This window comes from Limobrevibacterium gyesilva (genome assembly GCF_025989185.1).
GTDB classification, from domain to species: domain Bacteria; phylum Pseudomonadota; class Alphaproteobacteria; order Acetobacterales; family Acetobacteraceae; genus Limobrevibacterium; species Limobrevibacterium gyesilva.
The window spans coordinates 756,859-777,781 of sequence record NZ_JAPDNT010000001.1 but is presented as its reverse complement, the minus strand read 5'-3'; the positions used below and the strand labels follow the sequence as shown (position 1 = coordinate 777,781).

Sequence of the window (20,923 nt, the reverse complement as noted above, 5' to 3'; positions counted from 1 at the left end):
CGACTCAGACGCCCAGCTTCTTGAACGCTTCGATCAGGTCCTTCACCGCGGCGCAGGACTTGTCGAAGGCGGCCTGCTCGTCGGGGTTCAGCTGGATCTCGACGATCTTCTCGACACCGTTCTGGCCGATCACCGCGGGCACGCCGACATAAAGGTCCTTCACGCCGTACTCGCCGCTCAGCTTCACGGCGCAGGGCAGCACCCGGCGCTTGTCCTTCAGATAGGCCTCGGCCATGGCGACGGCGCTGGCGGCCGGGGCGTAGAAGGCGCTGCCGCGCTCCAGCAGCTTCACGATCTCGCCGCCGCCGTTGGCGGTGCGGGTGCAGATGGCGTCGATCCGCTCCTGGGTGGTCCAGCCCATCTTCACCAGGTCGGGCACGGGGATGCCGGCGACGGTGGAGTAGCGGGTCAGCGGCACCATGGTGTCGCCATGGCCGCCGAGCACGAAGGCGGTCACGTCCTCGACCGAGACGTTGAACTCCTGGGCCAGGAACAGGCGGAAGCGGCTGCTGTCCAGAACGCCGGCCATGCCCACCACCTTGTTGGCCGGCAACCCGGATTTCTGCTGCATCACCCACACCATCACGTCCAGCGGGTTGGTGATGACGATGACGAAGGCGTCCGGGCAATGGGTCTTGATGCCCTCGGCCACCTGGGCGATCACGCCGGCATTCTTGGTCAGCAGGTCGTCGCGGCTCATGCCAGGCATGCGCGGGAAGCCGGCGGTGACGATCACCACGTCCGACCCGGCGATGGCCGCGTAGTCGGAGCCGCCGGTCATGAGGCTGTCGAACCCGTCCACCGGGCCGGACTGCATGATGTCCAGCGCCTTGCCGGCGGCCACGCCCCCGAACACGTCGAACAGAACGACGTCCCCAAGCTCCTTGAGGCCGATCAGGTGGGCGAGCGTGCCGCCGATGTTGCCGGCGCCAATGAGGGCGATCTTGTTGCGTGCCATGAAGCGCATCCTTACCGAGGGCCGAGGAGAAAGAGGGGGAGGAGGATCCGTTTCATGGGAAACGGTGCCCGCCGGGCACCCGGCAGCCCGGAAGGCGCCCGTTGCTAGCCCAATGTGCCCAGACCGGCAAGTCGGGGGCGGCAAGTCGGGGGGCAGCAGGTCGGGGGGCAGCAGGTCGGGGGGCGCCCGGCGCGGCTCAGGTCAGATGCGGCAGCGCCAGATAGTCCTGGCTGCGCATCTCCTCCAGCCGCGAGGCCGTGCGCTCGAACGCCTTCGCCCCCTCGCCGCGCTGATAGAGCTGGTCGGGCATGGCCTCGGCCGAGGCCACCAGCTTCACGCGGTGGTCGTACAGCGCATCGATCAGCACGATGAAGCGCCGCGCTTCGTCGTAGTTGTCAGGCGACATGCGGGGAATGCCGTCCAGCACAAGGCTGTGGAAATGGGTGGCCAGGGCCAGGTAGTCGCCGGCGCCCAGGGCGGTGCCGCACAGCGCCTGGAAGTCGAAGCGCGCCACCCCCTCGGCGGCGATCGGCACCTCCAGGGTCCGGCCCATGACGGTCAGCCGCTCCGGGCGCGGCGTGGCGTGGCCGGTCAGCTCGGCGAAAGCGGCATCCAGCGCCCGCTCGGCCCGCCCATCCGGCGGCACATACCAGATGGGCATCCCGCGCAGGCGGGCGCGGCGGAAATCGCGGCCGGTCTCCATCACCAGCACGTCCAGCGAGCGCTTGATCAGGGCGATGAAGGGCAGGAAGGCGTCGCGGCCGGGCTGGCCCTTGAACAGGTCGTCCGGCAGGGTGTTGGAGGTCGCCACCACCACCACGGCGCGGTCGAACAGGGCCTGGAACAGCCGGCCCAGGATCATCGCGTCGGCGATGTCGTTGACCTGGAACTCGTCGAAGCACAGCAGCGCGGCCTCGGCGGCGATGCTGTCGGCCAGCGGCGGGATGGGGTCGTCGCCGTCGGGGTTGGCGCGTTTCCAGGCGAAGATGCGGGCATGCGCGTCCTGCATGAAGCGGTGGAAATGGATGCGCTGCTTGCGCCTGACGGCGGCGGCGGCGAAGAACAGGTCCATCAGCATGGACTTGCCGCGGCCGACCTCGCCGACGAGATACAGTCCGTTCGGCCGCGTCTCGTTGGCGCCCTCGGCCGGCTTGCGGCGCAGGAAGCGGGTCAGCAGCCCGGGGTTGGCGGCGGGCTTCGGCTCAGGGTCGTAGCCGCGCAGCTTCACCCACAGGTCCTGCAGCCGCTCAGCCGCCATCTGCTGGGAAGGGTCGGCCGCCAGCACGCCGCTGGCGACGCGGGCACGATAGGCAGGCAGGGGTCCGCGGGCCAGCTCCGCGGTGTCGATCAGCGCGTCCATGAGGGCGGCGCATAGCGTGCTTTCCGGCCGAGTGGAACTGCCCGGCGTCCCGCTCTATCCTGTGCGGGCCGCTCTGGAGAACCAGAATGATCCGACTTGCCTACGACGCATTCCAGGCCACGCCTGTCGCGACGGACCCGTTCCGCCACGTGGTGGTGCCCGGCTTCGTGCCCGCCGGCGAGCTGGCCGAGGTGGTGCGCGACCTGCCGGCGATGAGCCGCCGCGGCTCGTTCCCCATCGACTCCCTCAGGCTCGGCCCCAAGGCGGCGGCGCTGATGCGCGAGCTGGAGGGCCCGGCCTTCCGCGACGCGGTGGCCGGAAAGTTCGGGCTCGACCTGGCGGGGGCGGCGACCATGGTGACGCTGCGCGGCTGCTCCAGCGAGCGCGACGGCCAGATCCACTGCGATTCCACGGCCAAGCGCGTGACGGTGCTGCTGTACCTGAACCCCGAGCAGGATTCCTGGGCCCGCCAGGAAGGCTGCCTGCGCCTGCTGCGCGGCCCCAAGGACATCGACGACTACGTGGTGGAGGTGCCGCCGGTGAACGGCACGCTGCTGGTCTTTCCCAACGGCGCCGACACGTGGCACGGCCACAAGCGGTATGTGGGCCAACGCTACGTGGTGCAGTTGAACTACATGACCGCGGACAGTGCCGCCCGGTCGGAGCTGCGGCGCCACCGCATCTCCGCCTTCTTCAAGCGGCTGACCACCGCAGCCTGACCGGGATTCGCATGACCGACGCTGAAACGACCATCCGCGCCTATTACGCCGCCTTCAACGCCGGCGACATGGAGGCCTTCCTGGGCCTGATGACCGACGACGTGGCCCACGACATCAGCCAGGGCGGGCGCGAGACGGGGAAGGCCGCGTTCCGCCGTTTCATGGACCACATGAACCGCTGCTACCGCGAACGGATCGCCGACCTCGTGGTGATGACCGACGCCACAGGCACGCGCGCGGCGGCCGAGTTCACCGTGCACGGCACCTATCTCGCCACCGACCCCGGCGTCCCCGCCGGCACGCCCCCGGCCAGCGGCCAGACCTACACGCTGCCTGCCGGCGCGTTCTTCACGCTGCGCGACGGGCGGGTGGCGCGGATTTCGAATCACTATAATCTTGGCGATTGGGTGCGGCAGGTCGGCGGGAAGTAAAACGAACGGCTTCACGCGATGCGGCAGAGCCTCTGCCGGCCATTCTACCTGCGCCCTATCTGATGACCGCTTTGGGTGGAGAGCCGACATGAAGCGCATGTTGGAAGAGAGGCTGCTTTGCGCCCACTCCGGTCATCCAGCCGCCTTGGCCGGCGCCCCAGAAGCGGACATACCCGGCGGGATTGGCGGACGTCGGTTGACCCGGATCAATGACCGCCCGCGTCAGCGCGCGCGAGAAATTGAGGGGGGCGGGGTCTGCGAAGGCGTAAAACAATTAAAACAATAACGAGGAGGCGAGGATGACATCCTCCGGCCCCAACCGCCGCAGCCTCTTGACCGGCATGGCCGCGGTGCCGGCGCTGTCCGCCGCGCTGCTGCCAAGCGTGGCGAACGCGCAGACCCAAAGCGGCGCCTTCTCCTTCGCCGCCTGCGGCGATTCGCGGCCGATGATGTATTTGCCGTACAAGGATGGGCGTCCCGACCTCGTGCGCCTGTTCGTCGAGATGTTCGGCCTCGTCATGCCCGAGCGCGTCGCTGAGGAAGTGGTCAAGCGCGACGTGAAGTTGATGTTCGATCCGGCCACTAACGAACTCACCCAGGTCATCATGCCATTCATGAGCCGCAGCGAGGTGATGACGCTGTCGGTGGACCAGGGCTGGGTGACGCGTGCCACCGTCGAAGACGTCAAATTGCTGCCCGGGGTCCATCGCGAGATCTTCCAACTGCAGGGCGGCGAATGGGTGGCGCGTGAGATCGTGCGGCACGTCCAGGGCGGCCGCGCGAAATTCGTCATCAACAGCGGCGACGTGGTGTGGTGGGGCAACCAAGGCCACCTGATCGACGACAGCCCGTACTGGAAGCGCGTTAACGACACCATGCTCAAGCTGCTGCCGCCGCCGGATGACGAAATGCGCGCGGCCGGGCTGGATGGGCGCTGGTACATTTCCGTTGGTAACCATGAGGTTTGGGGCGATCCCAAGATCGAGGGGACGCTGGCTGCCGTGCCGTACCTCAAGAAATTCGGCGTCACGCCCGAGCGGCTGATCTACACGTTCGATTTCCGAGACGTGCGTTTCATCTTCCTGTGGACGGGAAAATACGATTATCGCTCGCCCTCGCTGTGGGACGGCGACCGGCCGAAATACGCCGAACAGATGGTCCAGATGCAGCGCTGGCTCGACGACGCGAAGGCGAAGGGCATGAAGAAGGCGTTCATTGTCTTCCACTACCCAGTGTTCGGCCGCGCCGGCCTCGGCCCGATCCCCGAGCCGGACAACCCGCACAAGCTCATTGCTGCCTACGCCAAGGACATGGAGGTTGTGGTGTTCAACGGCCACGTTCACACCACCGAGCTGTACGACGTGGACGGTGTCAAATACCTTATGCTCGGCGGCGGCGGCGCCGAACAGGACCCGATCCTGCCCGGCCGCACCAGCATCAAGGTCCCGGCCGACTATCCGCCGGACCTCTACTGGAAAGGCAAGCCGCCGCAGGAGGAGTACAACTACGTCCTCGTCGATGTCGTGCCGAGTGAGAAGACGAGATTCACCCTCAGCCGATTCCGCCCGACCTCGGCGGAGCCGTTCGCGAGCGAGGCGCTGTTCACGTAACCTCGTGATCACGGCACTTCTGATCGTCCACGGTCTGATTGCGGTGGCGCTACTCGGCGCGATCACCCACCAGACGCTGGCGGCATTGGCACCGGCCGGTGCAGGCACGCATTCCTTCTTTGCCCGCTTCCGCCGCGTGCCACCGGCATCTTTCGCGAATGCTTTCGTGGTGCTTTATCTACTTTCGGTGCTGCTGGGGTCGGTCATTTACTTGCAATTCCGGACCGATGTCCGCCCGATTCTGGAACGCGACCGCGAGTGGCAGGCAATCGGCCTGTTCGACCTGAAGGAGCATTTCATCACCATCGGCCTTGGCCTGCTCCCGGTCTACTGGGTGTGCTGGCGCCGGCCGATGCCAAATGACTCCGGCCGCACGCGCACGGCCGTGACTGCGATCTTCGCGTTCATCGTCTGGTGGGGCTTCCTGATGGGCCATGTGCTAAACAACATCTTGGGCTTCGGTGGATGACCTCCGCCCGCGCGTTCCGCCGCTTCGCCTTCACGTTCGGTGGTGTCGTGCCGGTGCTCTACGTCGTCGCCCTGTTCCGGGACATTGCCCTGTTCACCGTCTATCCGTCGCTCGGATTGGTCATGCTCGGCACCCACCACTCGCGCGACGTTGCCGACCCCGCGCTCGGCTTCCTCGCGCCGGAAATGTACTGGTACGGCTGGACAGCCACCGCGACGCTCGGCGGGCTCGCAGCCGGCTTGGCTGCCACGTTAGTTCCCGATCGATGGACGCAGCGACTTGGATCGGTGTGGGTATGGGTGCTCCCATTGCTGGGAATCCTAGGGTGCGTGTACTTCGAACTTCCCTGGTTTCGGCGCTGACGCCGCCTGCGGCAACAGCCGGCAGACGGTCCGGAATCCAATAGCAGGAGTCGATAACATATCCCCGGATGATGTCCGCTTCCGAGCGCCGCCGCGTTGGACCGTAACGAGCTGGACGGGCGCAATCCTGGCGGTGAAGTATCACGGCAACGTCTGCTTTCGGGAGAAGGTCGGTAGCCGCCCGATGACAGACTTGGGTCGGTAGTTGCCGAAGCACTTGCCCTACGTCAGAGTCCGCTTTCCCTCGTTGCGCGCCCGAGAGCGGACAGGCGGCTTCCGGCCAACACCTGACGTCGATCGCGGTCGCCTGCGTGTCCGAGAAGGGTCGAGACCGGCTATTCAATAGGGCCGCTTGGGGCACACAAGCGCGTGCCCTTCGCGAACGTGTCGGAGCGACCCGGCGGCGCGCCGCTTGCGCAACAACGACAAGCCCTCGCCGCCCCTCACGCCGCCCCCCGCTCCACCCGCCCGCGCGCCTCGGCCAGATGGTCGAACCGGCGCCGGAACGTGCCCAGGCCCAGGGTCTGGGAGCGCAGCTCGATGATCAGGTCGTGCAGGTCCGCTTCCGGTACCAGCGCCTCGACATCGTCCCAGCCCGGCCGGTCCGGCGCCTCGGCGTAGCCGAGGATCTGGCCCTTGCGGCCCGTCAGCAGGCGTTGCGCCTTGGCGGTGAACTCGTTGGGGACGGAGATGGTCACGTGGTCGATCGGCTCCAGCAGGATCGGTTCGGCGCGGCCGAGCCCTTCGGACATGGCCAGCCGCGTCGCCGTCTTGAACGCCATGTCGGAGCTGTCCACCGAGTGGAACGTGCCGTCCACCAGGGTCACGGCGATGTCCACCACAGGGAAGCCGAGCGGCCCCTTGCGGGCGGCTTCCTCGGCGGCCTCGCCGACGGCGGGGATGTATTGTTTCGGGATGGCACCGCCGACGATGCGGTCGGTGAACAGGAAGCCTTCGCCGCGGGCGCGCGGCGCGATATCGATCTTCACGTCGGCGAACTGGCCGTGGCCGCCGGTCTGCCGCTTCAGCCTGGCATGCTGGTGCACGGCGTGGCGGATCGTCTCCTTGAACGCCACGCGCGGCGAGGCGGTGGTCACCTTCAGGTTGAACGCCCTGGCGAGCCGATCGACCGCCGCACCCAGATGCATCTCGCCCTGGCCGTGCAGCACGGTCTGGCCCAGTTCCGCGTCCTGGGTCACGCTCAGCGACGGGTCTTCCTCCACCAGCTTCTGCAGCACGCCGGACAGCTTCACGTCGTCGGCGCGGTCGCCGGTGACGATCGCCAGGGAATAGACCGGCGGCGGCGGTTCCGGGGCGGGCAGCGGTGTCGCGGGCGCGCCGCCGGAGACGGTGGCGCCGGTGGGGATGCCTTCCAGCCGCCCCAGCCCGACCAGCTCGCCGGCCTCGGCCTGGGCCACCTTCACCGGCTCGCCGGCGGGCATGCGGAACACCCCGCCGATCCGCGCCCCGTTCAGGCTCGCGCCGTCCCTGGCGGCGCCGCGCCACACCCGCGCATACGACAGCTTGCCGCCATGCCCGGCATGCTGGGTCTTGAACACCTGCACCAGCGTGTCGCCTTCGGCCGGGATGCTGCGGCGCGCGGCGGTCTCGGCGGCATCGGGCGTGTCGTGGCGCAGCGCCTTCCACAGCCGGCGCACGCCGTGGTCGTGCTCGGCCGCCCCCAGCAGCACCTCGACCACGTTCTCCTCGGCCAGGTCCTTGCGCAGCTGGCGATAGATCTCGTCGGTGCCGGGGGCGATGTCCTCGATGATCTTCTCCAGCAGCGCGTCGTCATGATCGGCCAGCGCTTCCAGCAGCGCGCCGCGCGCCTCCTGTCCGCGCGCGCGCATCTCCGCCGGCAGCGTCATCAGCTCGGAGGGCTGGCCGCGGCGGTAGCGGTAGGCGCGCTCGCTGACCACGTCGACATAGCCGGCGACCGTGCCGCCTTCGCGCATCGGCACCTGGCGCAGCACCAGCGGCGCGTGCGCATAGGCCTGCAGCGCCGCCAGCGTGTCGCGCACGCTGCCTTCCAATGTGTCGATCTTGTTGACAAAGACGATGTGCGGCACCCGCTGCTCGGCCAGCGTGCGCAGCAGCGGTGCCACGGTCAGCGCGCGCTGGGGCACCGGCTCGCACACCACCACGGCGAGATCCACCACGGCCAGGGCGCAAGCGGCCTCGTAGGCGAACTCGACCGAGCCGGGGCAATCCAGGATCGACCAGGAATCGCCGAGATAGCTGCAATGGCCCAGCCGCATCTCGGTGCCCATGCGGCGCGTCCGCGGATCGCCGCGCTTGATCGGCACACCGGCCGCGAGCATCAGCGCATCGAACAGCGCCGACTTCCCGCTGCCATACGGGCCGACCAGGGCCACGGAGCGGGGGGCAATGGAACGGGGCCGGTCTTGGCCAACCCCCGATGTGGATGTCGACACGATGACGCCTCCCTTCGGGCCGCTCTGCGGCCTCGTGCTCGGATCGGCGCCTCACGACACCCGGGATGCGCGTCCATAGGGCGCCCGGACCGATGGTAGACGAGAATCGGGGAAGGACGAGTCTTCCTTGATGCCGATGCTCGCATGAACGTGCGGACGGCGCCGCCGCTCTTGCCGTACGAACCCACATCGCGCACACCCGCGTACCATGCTGCACCTGATGAAGCTCTGCGTCGGCATCCGCGACATCGCGCATCTGCGCGAGGTGCAGGCCGCGCGCCTGAAGACCGATCCGCCGCTGCGCCACTACACCCGCAACTTCCCGCGCCGCGCACAGGAAATCGTCGACGGGGGCTCGATGTACTGGGTGGTCGCCGGCGCCATGGTGGTGCGCCAGCGCGTGACCGCGATCGTGGAGGACACGTGGGACGACGGCACCGCCTGCGCCCGGATCGAGCTGCACAAGCAGCTGGTTCCCGTGGCGGGCCGGCCGACCAAGCCGTTCCAGGGCTGGCGCTACCTGGCGGCCGACGCCGCGCCGCCGGACCTCACCCGGTCCGCCCGCGCCAAGGGCGAAGCGGAGCTGCCGGCCGATCTGCAGAAGGAATTGCGCGCGCTCGGATTGCTGTAGCGCCGAGGGCGGGTAGAGTAACGAAATATCTTGCTTTCGACTCGCGGCGTCTGCATAGCTATTTCAGGTAGGTAGCGTTCGTTGCTCGACTCCTGCCTGAGCCGCAACCCCGTGTCCCCCGGAGCGTCCGCCGTGATCCTGAACCGCAGAACCCTGTTGGCGTCCCTCGGCCTCGCGCTGCCGGCCGCCGCCGCTGAAGCCGCCACGTCCGGCAAGAAGAAGAAGCCGGCACACCCGACCCACAACACCAAACCCGTCAGCAGCAAGTCGCGCCGTACCCGCTCGCACCCGGCTCCGGTCAAGCCAAGCTGAGCCGGCGGGCGTCGGAGGAGCGGGAGGCAGGCGGGGATCTCGCCTCCGTCTCTCGTCTTTTCACCGGCTTGACGAGAAACGGGCCTGCCGCCGAGCGGCAGGCCCTTTCTTTGTGCCGGTCGCCGGCGCCTACCGGCGCAGCGGCAGCAGGCAGCCGAGCACCGCGAAGGACACCAGCCCGAGGGCCGCGAACATCCAGCTCGCCGGCACGTTGTCGATCAGCGGCGCCAGCAGGGTGGGGGTCACGGCCTGGGCGACCAGGCTGGGCAGCGCCAGCCGGCCCAGCAGGCTCGCATAGCCCGCCGGCCCGAACACGTGCATCGGCAGCGTGCCGCGGCTGATCGTCAGGATGCCGTTGCTCATGCCATAGGCCAGGGCGAACACCAGCGCCGGTGCGCCGCCGAGCAGCGCGGCCACGCCCAGCGGCAGCAGCGCGGCGCCGAGCCAGCTGGACGTGACCGGGCTGAGATTGCGCGCGAACCGCCAGTCGATCACCCGGCTGGCCACCTGGGCCGGGCCGATCATGGCCGCGGTGAACACGGCCTGCTCCGCGGACAGGCCAATCCCCGCCAGCAGCGTGAGCGCATGCACCGAGATCAGCGAGCTGATGGCCGCCCGCGCGGTGAAGAACACCGCCAGCAGAATGAACGCCGCCCGCAGCTTCACGTCGCCGTCGGCCGCTTGCCTGGCAGGCGAGGGCGGCGCCTCGGCCGGGGCCGGCGGGACGAACAGCAGCACGATCGGCAGGATGGCGACGACCTGCACCGCCGCGAACAGCATGACCGCGATCCGCCAGCCGTATTCGTGCACCAGCCAGCTGCCGGCCGGCCAGCCGATCGTGCTGGCGAAGCCGGCCATCATCGTCACGCCGACGATGGCCGGGCGAGCCTGCGAACCCAGCAGGCGGCCGATGGTGGCGAAGGCCGTGTCGTACAGGCCCAGCGCCATGCCGACGCCCAGAATGGTCCAGGCGAAATACCACATGGGCACGTTGGCCGACGCGGCCAGCGCCAGCAGGCCCGCACAGGTGATGACGGCCCCGGCTGCCAGCACCGGCCGGCCGCCATTGCGGTCGATGAAGCGGCCGATCCGCGGCGCGCACACGCCCGCCACCAGCAGCGACCAGGAGAACCCGCCGAGCAGCACCGTGCGGGAAACCCCGAAGGACTCTGTCGCGGCCGTCACCATCGTGGCGGGGATGTAATAGGTGGTGGCCCATGCCAGCGTCTGCGTGGTGCCCAGGGCCAGGGCCAGGCTTCGGGGAGTGGCACTCATTTGCGCGAGCATGCCCCGGCGCGGCGCGCCAGGACAGCCCTCGGGGCGTTCAGGCGAGCGGAAATCCCGTCGCCACCACCAGGCCTTCGGCAATGCCGGGGGCCGCAGCCATGATCGGGTTGCCTTCGGCCAGGCCGTTGCCGTCCAGGAACGGCGACACCGTGGCACCGGCTTCCTGCAGGATCGCCAGCGCGGCGGCGACGTCCCACAGGTTGATGTGCAGCTCGATATACGCGTCGATCCGCCCGGCCGCGACATCGGCCAGCCCCAGCGCGCCGGAGCCGCCGGCGCGCAGCATCGCGCCGGTTCCCATCACCCCTTCGACCAGCCGGAAATACGCCCCGTTCGGCCGTCGCGGCGACCAGCCGCATTCGACCATGGCGCGCGACAGGTCGGTGGTCGCGGCGGCGCGGATCGGCGCGCCGTTCAGCGTGGCGCCGGCGCCCCGGCGGGCCGCGAAGGTCTCGCCCATCGCCGGCGCCACCAGCACGCCCAGCAGCGGCGTGCGGTCCTCGATCAGCCCCAGCGAGACGCAGAACCGCGCCGAGCCGCGGGCGTAGTTGGAGGTGCCGTCGATGGGATCGACCACCCAGCGCAGCGTGCCCGAGCGTGCCCGGCCGGTTTCCTCGCCCTGGAAGCCGTCCTCGGGGAAGCGCTCGGCCAATTGTCGCGACAGGAACTCCTCGACCGCGCCATCGGCTTCGGTCAGCCAGTCCTGCGCACCCTTCAGGGTGGCGACGGGCGCACCCGGCGGCGGGCGCAGGCGGAGCGCGAGCCGCCCGGCCTCCTCGGCGAGTTGCACGGCAGTGTCGAGGCGACGGGCGAGGGCAGTGCTGGCGAATGCGGTCATCGGATTCCTGCGCGCATGAAACTCTGCACGAACTGCCGCTGGAACAGCAGGAAGGCGATCAGCAGCGGCCCGCTGGTCATCAGCGTCGCCGCCGTGATGATCGACCAGTCGATCCCCTGATCGGTGGAGGCGAAGATCGACAAGCCCACCGTCAGCGGCCGGGTGGTGACGGAGTTGGTGATCACCAGCGGCCACAGGAAGTTGTTCCAGTGATAGCTCACGCTCACCAGCCCATAGGCGATGTAGGTCGGTTTCGCCAGCGGCACGTAGACGCGCCACAGCCGACCCAGCAGCGAGCAGCCTTCCAGCCGGGCGGCGTCGTCAAGCTCCTGCGGCACCATGCGGAAGGTCTGGCGCAGCAGGAAGATGCCGAAGGCGGAGCCGAGATAGGGCAGCGCGATCGCCAGGATGGTGTCGACCAGGCCCAGATGAACCATGGTGCGGTAGTTGCCCACCAGCAGCACGTCCGGCATCACCATGAGCTGCAGCAGCACGATCGCGAACACGAAGTCGCGGCCCGGGAACTCCATCCGTGCGAAGGCGAAGGCGGCGGGGGTGCACAGCACGAATTGCGCCACCAGGATCAGCGTGACGAGGATGGTGGTGTTGAGGAAGTAGCGCGCGAAGGGTGCGGCTTCCCAGGCGAGCTGGATGTTGTGCAGCGTCAGCGGCGCGAACAGGTCGAAGCGCGTGGCGTAGGCAGCGGGATGGAACGCCGTCCACACCGCATAAAGCAGCGGCAGCACCCAGATCAGCCCCAGCATCCAGGCGCCGACGATCTCGAGCCACCGCGTGCCGATGGGGGCCATGCCGATGGCGCGGATACGTGCCGGCTGGAGGCCGATCGCGCGCCCGCTCATCGGTAATGCACCCGGCGGCCAAGCACGCCGAACTGGAAGATCGCCAGCGTGCCGAGCAGGGCCAGCAGCACCACCGTCAAGGTCGCGGCCATCGCGGTATCCCAGAAGCGGAAGCCGGTTTCGTAGATGTAATAGAGCAGCAGCGTCGTTGCGTTGTCGGGGCCGCCGCGCGTCATGACCACGACGTGATCCACCAGGCGGAAGGCGTTGATGACGGCGTTGACCAGCACGAAAAGCGTTGTCGGCATCAGCAACGGCAAGGTCACGCGGCGGAAGAAGTTCCAGCGCGACGAACCTTCCAGCGACGCCGCCTCCTTCAGGTCGGGCGGCATGGCCTGCAGTGCCGCCAGGTAGAAGATCATGAAGAAGCCGGCTTCCTTCCACACCGCGACGGCCATCATCGCCGGCAGCGCGGTGGCGGCGTCGCCCAGCCAGTTGTGCCGCCCCATGCCGAAGACGCCGACGATGCGGTCGAACAGGCCGTAATCCGGCGTGAAGAAGAACAGCCAGATATTGGCCACCGCGATCATCGGCAGCATGGTCGGGGTGAAATACGCCATGCGCAGCAGCGGGCGCCCCGGCAGGGCGGTGTTGACGGCAAGTGCCATCAGCAACGCCAGAACCACCGATGCCGGAATGGTCACCAGCGCGTAGACGGCGTTGTTGTGCAACGCCCTCCAGAACACCGGGTCATCCATCAGCGCGACGTAGTTCTCCACGCCGACGAAGCGTGGCGGGCGGCTGCCCTTCGGCGTGGTGTAGAGGCTGTCCACCAGCGTCGCCACCGCCGGCCAGTGGGTGAACGCCACCAGCAGCACCAGCGCCGGAAGAATCAGCGCCCAGGCCTGCAGGGTTTCGCGCCGCACGCCCGCCATCCGCAAGGTCAGGCCCGCTTGTACGGCTTGAGGATGCGGTCGGCTTCGGCCTGCGTGTCCACCATCGCCTGCGCCGCCGACTTCGCCCCGTTCAGGCAGGCCTGGATGTTGTCGGTCAGCGCCTTGTAGACGCGCTGGTTCTCGAAGGTGGAAAGCTCGCCGACCGCCACCGGCAGGAACCCACGCGCAACGTCGGCGGGCGGGAACTTGGTCACGTATTCCTTCAGCGCCGGCGTCTCGTACGCATCCGGGCGCGTGCCGATATAGCCGGTGCGGATCGACCAGTCGGCGGCGCGCTCGGGCGCACTGAGGAAGCGTGCGAACTTCAGCGCCGCGGCGCGCTCGGCGGCATTGGCCTGCTTGAAGAAATACAGGTTGCCGCCGCCGACGACGGTGCGCGGCCCTTCCTTGCCCGGCAGGCCGGCGACGCCGAACGGGAAGCCGGCTTTGTCGCGGACGTTGGTGAGATTCCCCGTGGTGTGCTGGATGATCGCCGCGTTGCCTTCGAGGAAATCCGGCGAGAGCTGCGGCCAGGCGGAAATGCCTTCCGGCGTCGCCTTGTGCTCGAAAGCCAGCGAGCGCCAGAACGCCATCGCCTCGATCGCTTTCGGATGGTTGAAATAGGTCTCCGTCCCCGCCTCGTTCATCAGGATATGGCCGGCCTGGTTGGCGAGCGCGCCGAAGGTCCACTGCGCGTTGCCGGCGTCGCTGGCCAGCTTCACGCCCCAGCGCACCACGCGCCCGGATGCGTCGCGCTTCGTCAGCTTCGCCGCCGCGGCCGCGAGCTCGGCCCAGGTGCGCGGGAACTTGTCAGGATCGAGGCCGGCTTCCGCGAAGGCGGCCTTGTTGTAGTACATGATGGCGGTGGAGCGCTGGAACGGCACCGACCAGGTCTTGCCGTCCACGCGGCTGTTGGCGAGAAACGCGGGATAGAATCCCTCGACCCATTTCCTGCCCTCGGCATCGAGACCGAGCTCGTCCAGCGACACCAGGATGTCCATGTCCTGCAGGCTGTGCATCTCGGCCGCCAGCAGCACCGCGAGTTGCGGGCCGGTGCCGCCCCTGATGGCCGTCACCGCCTTGGTCATGGTCTCGCCGTAGTTGCCGGCATAGACGGGCGTCACCTCGATGCCGGTCTGCGTCTGGAACTCCTTGCAGTAGCCGTCGATGATGGCCGGGATCGGCCCGCCCACGGCGATCGGATAGTAGATGCTCAGCTTGGTGACGCCCTGCGCCTTCGACACCGCAGGTGCGGCGAGCGCGGCGGCGGAGGTGGCGAGCAGCGTGCGACGACGGATCATTGGCGGTCTCCGTGGTTCGGGGTGTTGCTTATCGGGCGTAGGGGCGCAGCAGGCGGGTGCCCGCGGCCTGGGCGTCGTCCAGTGCGGCCTTCGGCGCCTTGCGGCCGGTGAGCGCGGCCTGCAATTCGTCGTTCAGCGCCTGGGTCACGCGCTGGTTGTCGTGCGTGGACAGCTCCGCCACCGCGAACTCCAGCTGGTCGCGGGCGACGGCGGCGGCGGGGAAGCCCGCCACATACGCCTTCATCGCCTCGGTCTGCCAGGCGTCCGGCCGGGTCGCGACATAGCCGGTGTCGATGCTCCATTGCGCCGCGCGGGCGGGCGACGTCACCCATTTCAGGAAGCGCAGGCAGGCGGCCTGCTGCGCCGGGGTCGCGCCCTTGAACAGATGGAAGTTGCCGCCGCCGGTGGGGCTGCCGCGCCGCTTCTGCGCCGGCAGCATCGCCACCCCGAACGGGAACTTCGCGTTGGCCTTGATGTTGGAAAGGTTGCCGGTGGTGTGCCAGATCATCGCCACCTTGCCTTCCAGGAAGTCGCGTGGCGTGGTGCCCCAATCGACGATCCCCGGCGGATGCGCCTTGTACTTCGCGGTGAGGTCGATCCAGTACTGCAACGCCTCCACGCAGGCGGGATCGTTGTAGTTCACCTTGGTGCCGTTGGCGTTCGCCAGCTCCGCCCCGGCCTCGATCGCCAGCGCCTGGAACAGCCAGTAGGTGAAGCCGGTGCCGGGGATCTGCACGCCCCAGCGCGTGGTGCGGTCGCCCTCGCGCTTCGTCGTCTTCTCGGCGAAGGCGGCGTGCTCGGCCCAGTTCGCGGGTGCCTTGTCGGGATCGAGGCCGGCGTCCTTGAACGCGTCCTTGTTCCAGTACATCACGATGGTGGAGCGCTGGAACGGCACGCCCCAGGTGTGGCCGTCGATCTGCCCGTTGCGCAGGAAGGCGGGGTAGAAACTGTTCAGCCACGCCTTGTCCTCGGCGCCGGTGGCCAGCGTGTCGAACGGCAGGATCAGCTCGTCGTCCACCAGCGTGTAAGCGTCGACCGCCAGCAGCACCGCCATCTGCGGCCCGTTGCCGGCCTTGGTCGCGGTCACCGCCTTGGTCAGCGTATCGACATAGCTGCCGGCATAGATCGGGCGCACCTTCACGTCCGGGTTTTCGCGCATGAAGTCGGCGGCGTAACCATCGACGATCTTCGTGATCGGCCCGCCGACCGCGACGGGGAAATAGAACTCGATCTCGCTCACCGCCTGGGCGCGGGCGATCGCCGGCATGGCCAGCCCGGCGGCGCCGGCCAGAAGGGTGCGTCTCGTCGTCCTCGGTGTGCGCATGGTGGCCCTCGTGTCAGGCGGGTTGCGGGATGCGGTGCCCCGTCGCGGCATCGAACAGATGCAGGTCCGCGGGGCCGAAGTCGAAATGCACAAGCGCGCCGTCGGCGATGGCCACCCGGCCGGGCAGGCGGGCCAGCAGCCTGCCCTCGGCGCCGACGCTGCACACCATCACCGTGTCCGCGCCGAGATACTCGGCATGGGTTACTTCGGCGGGGATACCATGGTCGGACAGGCGCAGCGCCTCCGGCCGGATGCCCGCCAGCGTCGCCGCCGCGCGCGGCGGGCCCAGTACCGGGCCGCCGGTGCCGGGCACCATGCCTTCGTGCGACAGCTTCAGCAGGTTCATCGGCGGCGTGCCGATGAAGCTGGCGGCGAAGCTGGTGGCCGGGCGGGAATACATGTCGGCCGGCGGCGCGTCCTGCTCCACACGGCCGTCGCGCAGCAGCACCACCTGGTCGGCCATGCCCATCGCCTCGGTCTGGTCGTGGGTGACGTAGAGCATGGTGATGCCGAGGCGGCGCTGCAAAGCGAGGATCTCGCGCCGCATCTCCGCGCGCAGCTGGGCGTCGAGGTTCGACAGCGGCTCGTCCATCAGACACACCGGCGCCTCGGCCACGATGGCCCGGCCCAGCGCCACGCGCTGCTGCTGGCCGCCCGAAAGCTGGCCGGGGCGGCGTGCCAGCAAATGGCCGATGCCCAGGATCTCCACCGCACGATCGAGCCGCCTCAGGCGATCGGGCTTGGGCACGCTGCGCGCCTTCAGGCCGAACATGATGTTCTCCGCCACCGTCAGATGCGGGAACAGCGCGTAGGACTGGAACACCATGGCGACCCCGCGCTGCGCCGGCGGCAAGGCGGTCACGTCGCGGCCGCCGATCTCCACCACGCCGGCGCTGGCCTGCTCCAGCCCGGCGACGATGCGCAGGCAGGTGGTCTTGCCGCAGCCGGACGGGCCCAGCAGCACGCAGAAGCTGCCGGCGCGCACATGCAGCGATATGCCGGACAACGCGGTGGTGGCGCCCCAGCTTCGGGCGACCCCATGCAGGCGCACATCGGCGCCCGATTCATTCATTTGGTTTCGGATCGTCATGTCTCCCTGACCATTACCTTCGCACGACCTCGCATGCATGTGACAGTTCTATGCTTGCGGTCCTCGCGCAATTCCGCCCGGGCGCCGGGGGTTGCGCCTGCGCCGGCCGGCATGCTCATTCCCGGACATGCGTGGAAGGGGATGCCCATGGAGGTGATCGGCCTGACCGGCGGCATCGGCATGGGCAAGTCCACCGCCGCCGCCGCGTTCCGCCGCGCCCGCATCCCCGTGTTCGACGCCGACGCGGCCGTGCACGCGCTGCAGGCGCCGGGCGGCCGCGCCCTGCGCGCCATCGGCGCCGCGTTTCCCGGCACGGTGAAGGACAACACGCTCGACCGCGCCGCCCTGCGCAGCGCGGTGCTGGGCCGGCCGGATGCCCTGGCACGGCTGGAAGGCATCATCCACCCCATGGTCCGCGCCGACGAGCGTGCGTTCCTCGCCCGCGCCCGGCGCCGCGGCGCCCGGGCCGCCGTGCTGGACATCCCGCTGCTGCTGGAGACCGGCGGGCAGGCGCGCGTGGATCGCGTGGTCGTGGTTTCCGCCCCCCGCGCGGTGCAGGTCGCCCGCGTGCGCAAGCGCCAACGCATGGATCAGGCGCAGATCGACGCGGTCATCGCCCGGCAGATGCCCGACGCCCGCAAGCGCCGGCTGGCCGACGTGGTGGTGCGAACCGGCCTGTCGCGGCATCATGCACTGCGCACCATCCGCCGCCTTATCCGGGAGCTTCAGGCATGACCCGCTCCGTGCTGTTCGACACCGAGACCACCGGCCTCGACCCGCTGACCGGCGACCGCGTCATCGAGGTCGCGGCCCTGGAGCTGGAGAACGACCTGCCGACAGGCCGGCACTTCCACCGCCTGATCCACCCGCAGCGCGACATTCCCGACGACGCGACGCGAATCCACGGCATCACCCTCGACAAGCTGCGCGACGCGCCGCGGTTCGAGGAAGTGGTCGACGACATCATCGCCTTCCTGGGCGACGGTCCCCTGGTCGCGCACAACGCGCCGTTCGATTTCGGCTTCCTGGACGCCGAGTTCGCCCGCGCCGCCCGCCCTGCCCTCGACCGCGCGCGCATGGTGGACACGCTGGCGCTGGCGAAGAAACGCTTCCCCGGCATGCCCAACAGCCTGGACGCGCTGTGCCGCCGCTTCGGCATCGACCTGTCCGAGCGCACCACCCACAACGCGCTGCTGGATTGCCGCCTGCTGGCGGAAGTCTATGTGGAACTCACCGGCGGCCGGCAGCGCGGCCTGTCGCTGGCCACCGAAGGCCAAAGCGAGATCCCGGTCGCCGTCTACACCGCCTCCGGCCCGCGCACGCCGCGCCCGATGGTGCCGAGCGCGGAGGAACTGGCGGCGCACGCGGCGTTCGTTGCGCGGCTGAAAGAGCCGCTCTGGACCACGCCGTAACGAAAGGGCGGGGCTTTGCCCCGCGCCCCAGCAAAGGCGGAGCCTTTGCAATCCCGGACCCCCTTGGCTGCATCAGCGACCTTCAGTTGATATCAACCGAGGGAAGCTGATGCAGCCAAGAGAGTAACGGGTTTGCAAAGGCCCCCGGCCTTTGCCGAGTCCAGGGCAGAGCCCTGGCCTTCGCTAAGCCGCCTTCAACGCCACCGCCTTCACGTCGTCCCCGACATGCTCGGCGAAGGCATGAAAATTCTTCTCGAAGCGCCCAAGCAGGTCGCGGGCCGTCGCGTCATAGGCGGCCTTGTCCGCCCAGGCCTGGCGCGGGTCCAGCACCTCGGCGGGAACGCCCGGCACGCTTTCCGGGATCATCAGGCCGAAGAACGGGTCGCGGCGGAACGCCACCTTGGCGAGCGAGCCGTCCAGGGCCGCGCGCAGCAGGGCGCGGGTGTGGCGGATCGCCATGCGGCTGCCCACGCCGTATTGGCCGCCGCTCCAGCCGGTGTTGACCAGCCAGCAATCGGCGCCGTGGCGCGCGATCAGGTCGGACAGCATCTGGCCGTAGACTTCCGGCCGGCGCGGCAGGAAGGGCGCGCCGAAGCAGGTGCTGAACGTCGCCTGCGGCTCGGCGCCCATGCCTTTCTCGGTGCCGGCAACACGGGCGGTGTAACCGGAGAGAAAGTGGTACATCGCTTGCGCCGGCGACAGCTTCGCGATCGGCGGCAGCACGCCGAACGCATCGGCCGTCAGCATCACCACGTTGCGCGGCATGCCGCCGCGGCCCGACAGCACGGCGTTCGGGATGAAGTCCACCGGGTAGCAGCTGCGGGTGTTCTCGGTGTGGCGCTTGTCGGCCAGGTCCAGGCGGCCATGCGCGTCGCCCACCACGTTCTCCAGCACTGCGCCGAAGCGATGGCTCGCCGCCCAGATCTCGGGCTCTGCTTCCTGCGACAGGTTGATCACCTTGGCGTAGCAGCCGCCTTCGAAGTTGAAGACGCCGTCGGGCCCCCAGCCATGTTCGTCATCGCCGATCAGCGGGCGTGCGGGGTCGGAGGAGAGCGTCGTCTTGCCGGTGCCGGACAGGCCGAAGAACAGCGCCACATCGCCGTCGGCGCCGATATTGGCGCTGCAATGCATGGGCAGCACGCCGGCGGGCGGCAGCTTCCAGTTCATCACCGTGAAGATCGACTTCTTGATCTCGCCCGCGTACTCGGTGCCGGCGATCACGATCAGCCGCTGCGCGAAGGACAGCGCGATGGCGGTCGAGGTCCGCACGCCGTCGATGGCCGGGTCGGCATGGAACTGCGGCGCGTGCAGGATGACGTAGTCGGGCTCGAAATCCGCCAGCTCAGCTTCCGGCGGGCGAATGAACATGTTGCGGGCGAACAGCGCCGCCCAGGCATAGGTGGTGACCAGGCGCACGCGCACGCGCCGCGCGGGATCGGCGCCGGCATACAGGTCCTGGATGAACAGTTCCTGGCCCTGCAGATAGGCCTGTACCCGCGCCGTCAGCGTGGCGAACTTCTCGGGCGCCAGCTTGCGGTTGATCTTGCCCCACCAGATGTCGTTCGTGGTTTGCGGCTCGTCGGCGATGAACTTGTCCTCCACCGAGCGGCCGGTATGCACGCCGGTGCGGACCATCAGCGCGCCGTCGGCGGACAGCGTGCCCTCGTGCCGGCGCAGTGCCTCCGCGACCAGCGCGGGGGGTGTCAGGTTGGCATGGACCTTCCGCCCGGCACGCACGCCGGTACCGTGCAACGGGTCGGCGTGGTGCGGTTTGGCGATGGCGGAGTCAAAACTCATGGGCACGTTTCCTCGCGTTTGGCGGCCACTCTCGGGTGGATCCGCGCAGTGGCCGGCCGCTCATACTGGGCGCGAGGAAGCCGGTCCAGAGCCTTCCCGGGCATGTTATCATGTTATCGAAATCATGCGCCGCGGCCGGCGCGGGCGAGCGCCATCAGTTCCGCCCGCACGCCGCCCGGCCCGTCCACCGGCGCGGACCAGGCGACGCGCAGCACTGCCTCGCCCTGCGCGAGGTCGCAGCCATCGACATCGACCGCAACCATCCGCCACGCGCCCGGCCGGCCCGCAATCGCCGCCAGCGCGTCGGCGTGGTCGGCGTTGCAATGGCCGATGATCGCGGCCTCGGCCGCGGCGACGGCGGCTACGGCGCCGGGGTCCGGGGCCAGGTCGGCCTGGCGCAACCGGGTGGCACGGGCGAAGCCGCCGACCAGCAGGCCGGCGCGGGGACGGACGCGCCACAGCGAGAAATCGGCGAAGGCCGCATACAGCGCGGCATAGGGATGGATCGCGAGCCAGCGCGCCTTCAGCGCGGGATCAGGATCGGGCTCGGCGATCCCGGTCACGGTCACCCGCGGCGCGGTCTGCGGGTTCGCGGTCTCCGGCGGCCCCGCCACCATCACCGCGCAGCGCGGGTCGGCGCGCAGATGGCGGGTGTGCTCGGACAATCCGGACAGGAACAGCAGCACCGACAGGTCGCCGGCACAGGCCGGCGTCACCAATGAGGCGAGGGGCTGGCCATCGGCCGTGGTGGCCAGCGTGCCGGCGCGGGCGGCGCGCAGCAGCTTGCGTGCCTGCCACGCGGGGGCATCCGGCTCGGCGGTATCGGTTGCGGACGGGGAGCTTGCCATGATT

At 69.1% G+C, this 20,923-nt stretch carries 21 protein-coding genes; 9 read left to right on the top strand and 12 right to left on the bottom strand.

The window, feature by feature from the left end:
• Positions 1 to 4: 4 nt before the first annotated feature.
• Together mdh and zapE are read right to left on the bottom strand one after the other, a co-directional pair.
• Entirely contained in the window at positions 5 to 958 is a 954-nt protein-coding gene (mdh, locus tag OL599_RS03780; protein ID WP_264712263.1) for a malate dehydrogenase, read from the bottom strand.
• 196 nt (positions 959 to 1,154) lie between these two features.
• Positions 1,155 to 2,318, bottom strand: a complete 1,164-nt coding sequence (zapE, locus tag OL599_RS03775) for a cell division protein ZapE (protein WP_264712262.1) — start codon at positions 2,316 to 2,318, stop codon at positions 1,155 to 1,157.
• A gap of 86 nt (positions 2,319 to 2,404) precedes the next feature.
• Between zapE and OL599_RS03770 the strand changes: the two genes are divergently transcribed.
• From OL599_RS03770 to OL599_RS03750, 5 genes are all read left to right on the top strand, one after another.
• The gene (locus OL599_RS03770) at positions 2,405 to 3,037 is read left to right on the top strand and encodes a 2OG-Fe(II) oxygenase family protein (protein WP_264712261.1); all 633 of its coding nucleotides are present in this window, start codon (positions 2,405 to 2,407) and stop codon (positions 3,035 to 3,037) included.
• A gap of 11 nt (positions 3,038 to 3,048) precedes the next feature.
• A complete protein-coding gene (locus OL599_RS03765) occupies positions 3,049 to 3,468 on the top strand; it encodes a ketosteroid isomerase-related protein (RefSeq protein WP_264712260.1) in 420 nt (139 codons plus the stop codon).
• Between the two features lie 341 nt (positions 3,469 to 3,809).
• Positions 3,810 to 5,078, top strand: a complete 1,269-nt coding sequence (locus OL599_RS03760; RefSeq protein WP_264712334.1) for a metallophosphoesterase family protein — start codon at positions 3,810 to 3,812, stop codon at positions 5,076 to 5,078.
• A 4-nt stretch (positions 5,079 to 5,082) separates the two neighbouring features.
• Complete coding sequence (locus OL599_RS03755; RefSeq protein ID WP_264712259.1) at positions 5,083 to 5,547, top strand: hypothetical protein; 465 nt, start codon at positions 5,083 to 5,085, stop codon at positions 5,545 to 5,547.
• Positions 5,544 to 5,909: a hypothetical protein gene (locus tag OL599_RS03750; RefSeq protein WP_264712258.1), complete on the top strand. Its 366-nt coding sequence runs from the start codon at positions 5,544 to 5,546 to the stop codon at positions 5,907 to 5,909. Before OL599_RS03755 ends, OL599_RS03750 begins: the two co-directional genes overlap by 4 nt.
• A 443-nt stretch (positions 5,910 to 6,352) precedes the next feature.
• On the opposite strand, the gene OL599_RS03745 is transcribed toward OL599_RS03750, so the two are convergent.
• A complete protein-coding gene (locus OL599_RS03745) occupies positions 6,353 to 8,284 on the bottom strand; it encodes an elongation factor G (protein ID WP_264712257.1) in 1,932 nt (643 codons plus the stop codon).
• Positions 8,285 to 8,564: 280 nt separating this feature from the next.
• Between OL599_RS03745 and OL599_RS03740 the strand changes: the two genes are divergently transcribed.
• Both OL599_RS03740 and OL599_RS03735 read left to right on the top strand, forming a co-directional pair.
• A complete protein-coding gene (locus tag OL599_RS03740) occupies positions 8,565 to 8,975 on the top strand; it encodes a DUF1489 family protein (protein ID WP_264712256.1) in 411 nt (136 codons plus the stop codon).
• Positions 8,976 to 9,107: 132 nt separating this feature from the next.
• Complete coding sequence (locus OL599_RS03735) at positions 9,108 to 9,287, top strand: hypothetical protein (protein WP_264712255.1); 180 nt, start codon at positions 9,108 to 9,110, stop codon at positions 9,285 to 9,287.
• A 129-nt stretch (positions 9,288 to 9,416) separates the two neighbouring features.
• Here the strand turns inward: OL599_RS03735 and OL599_RS03730 are convergent, their stop codons facing one another.
• Genes OL599_RS03730 through OL599_RS03700 form a run of 7 tightly spaced genes read right to left on the bottom strand, consistent with a single transcriptional unit; the run spans position 9,417 to position 16,844 of the window.
• Positions 9,417 to 10,562 (bottom strand): MFS transporter, encoded by a 1,146-nt coding sequence (locus tag OL599_RS03730; RefSeq protein WP_264712254.1) that lies wholly within the window; start codon positions 10,560 to 10,562, stop codon positions 9,417 to 9,419.
• A 49-nt stretch (positions 10,563 to 10,611) separates the two neighbouring features.
• Positions 10,612 to 11,412 (bottom strand): inositol monophosphatase family protein, encoded by an 801-nt coding sequence (locus OL599_RS03725; RefSeq protein WP_264712253.1) that lies wholly within the window; start codon positions 11,410 to 11,412, stop codon positions 10,612 to 10,614.
• On the bottom strand, positions 11,409 to 12,272 hold the full coding sequence (locus tag OL599_RS03720) for a carbohydrate ABC transporter permease (protein ID WP_347403179.1): 864 nt from the start codon (positions 12,270 to 12,272) through the stop codon (positions 11,409 to 11,411). The genes OL599_RS03725 and OL599_RS03720 overlap by 4 nt, the downstream gene beginning before the upstream one ends.
• Positions 12,269 to 13,138: a carbohydrate ABC transporter permease gene (locus tag OL599_RS03715; protein ID WP_408886906.1), complete on the bottom strand. Its 870-nt coding sequence runs from the start codon at positions 13,136 to 13,138 to the stop codon at positions 12,269 to 12,271. Before OL599_RS03715 ends, OL599_RS03720 begins: the two co-directional genes overlap by 4 nt.
• Before the next feature lie 17 nt (positions 13,139 to 13,155).
• Positions 13,156 to 14,448 (bottom strand): ABC transporter substrate-binding protein, encoded by a 1,293-nt coding sequence (locus OL599_RS03710; RefSeq protein WP_264712251.1) that lies wholly within the window; start codon positions 14,446 to 14,448, stop codon positions 13,156 to 13,158.
• Positions 14,449 to 14,476: 28 nt separating this feature from the next.
• Entirely contained in the window at positions 14,477 to 15,772 is a 1,296-nt protein-coding gene (locus OL599_RS03705; protein ID WP_264712250.1) for an ABC transporter substrate-binding protein, read from the bottom strand.
• Between the two features lie 13 nt (positions 15,773 to 15,785).
• Positions 15,786 to 16,844, bottom strand: a complete 1,059-nt coding sequence (locus OL599_RS03700) for an ABC transporter ATP-binding protein (RefSeq protein WP_264712249.1) — start codon at positions 16,842 to 16,844, stop codon at positions 15,786 to 15,788.
• A gap of 165 nt (positions 16,845 to 17,009) precedes the next feature.
• Here OL599_RS03700 and coaE point away from each other — a divergent pair, with 165 nt between their 5' ends.
• Together coaE and dnaQ are read left to right on the top strand one after the other, a co-directional pair.
• Entirely contained in the window at positions 17,010 to 17,597 is a 588-nt protein-coding gene (gene coaE, locus OL599_RS03695) for a dephospho-CoA kinase (protein ID WP_264712332.1), read from the top strand.
• Positions 17,594 to 18,274, top strand: coding sequence for a DNA polymerase III subunit epsilon (dnaQ, locus tag OL599_RS03690; RefSeq protein ID WP_264712248.1), 681 nt, complete (start codon positions 17,594 to 17,596; stop codon positions 18,272 to 18,274). Before coaE ends, dnaQ begins: the two co-directional genes overlap by 4 nt.
• Before the next feature lie 183 nt (positions 18,275 to 18,457).
• On the opposite strand, the gene OL599_RS03685 is transcribed toward dnaQ, so the two are convergent.
• Both OL599_RS03685 and OL599_RS03680 read right to left on the bottom strand, forming a co-directional pair.
• Positions 18,458 to 20,071 carry a phosphoenolpyruvate carboxykinase gene (locus tag OL599_RS03685; protein WP_264712247.1) on the bottom strand — a complete coding sequence of 538 codons (1,614 nt, stop codon included), beginning with the start codon at positions 20,069 to 20,071 and terminating at the stop codon, positions 18,458 to 18,460.
• 122 nt (positions 20,072 to 20,193) lie between these two features.
• Entirely contained in the window at positions 20,194 to 20,919 is a 726-nt protein-coding gene (locus OL599_RS03680; protein ID WP_264712246.1) for a HugZ family pyridoxamine 5'-phosphate oxidase, read from the bottom strand.
• Positions 20,920 to 20,923: the final 4 nt, after the last annotated feature.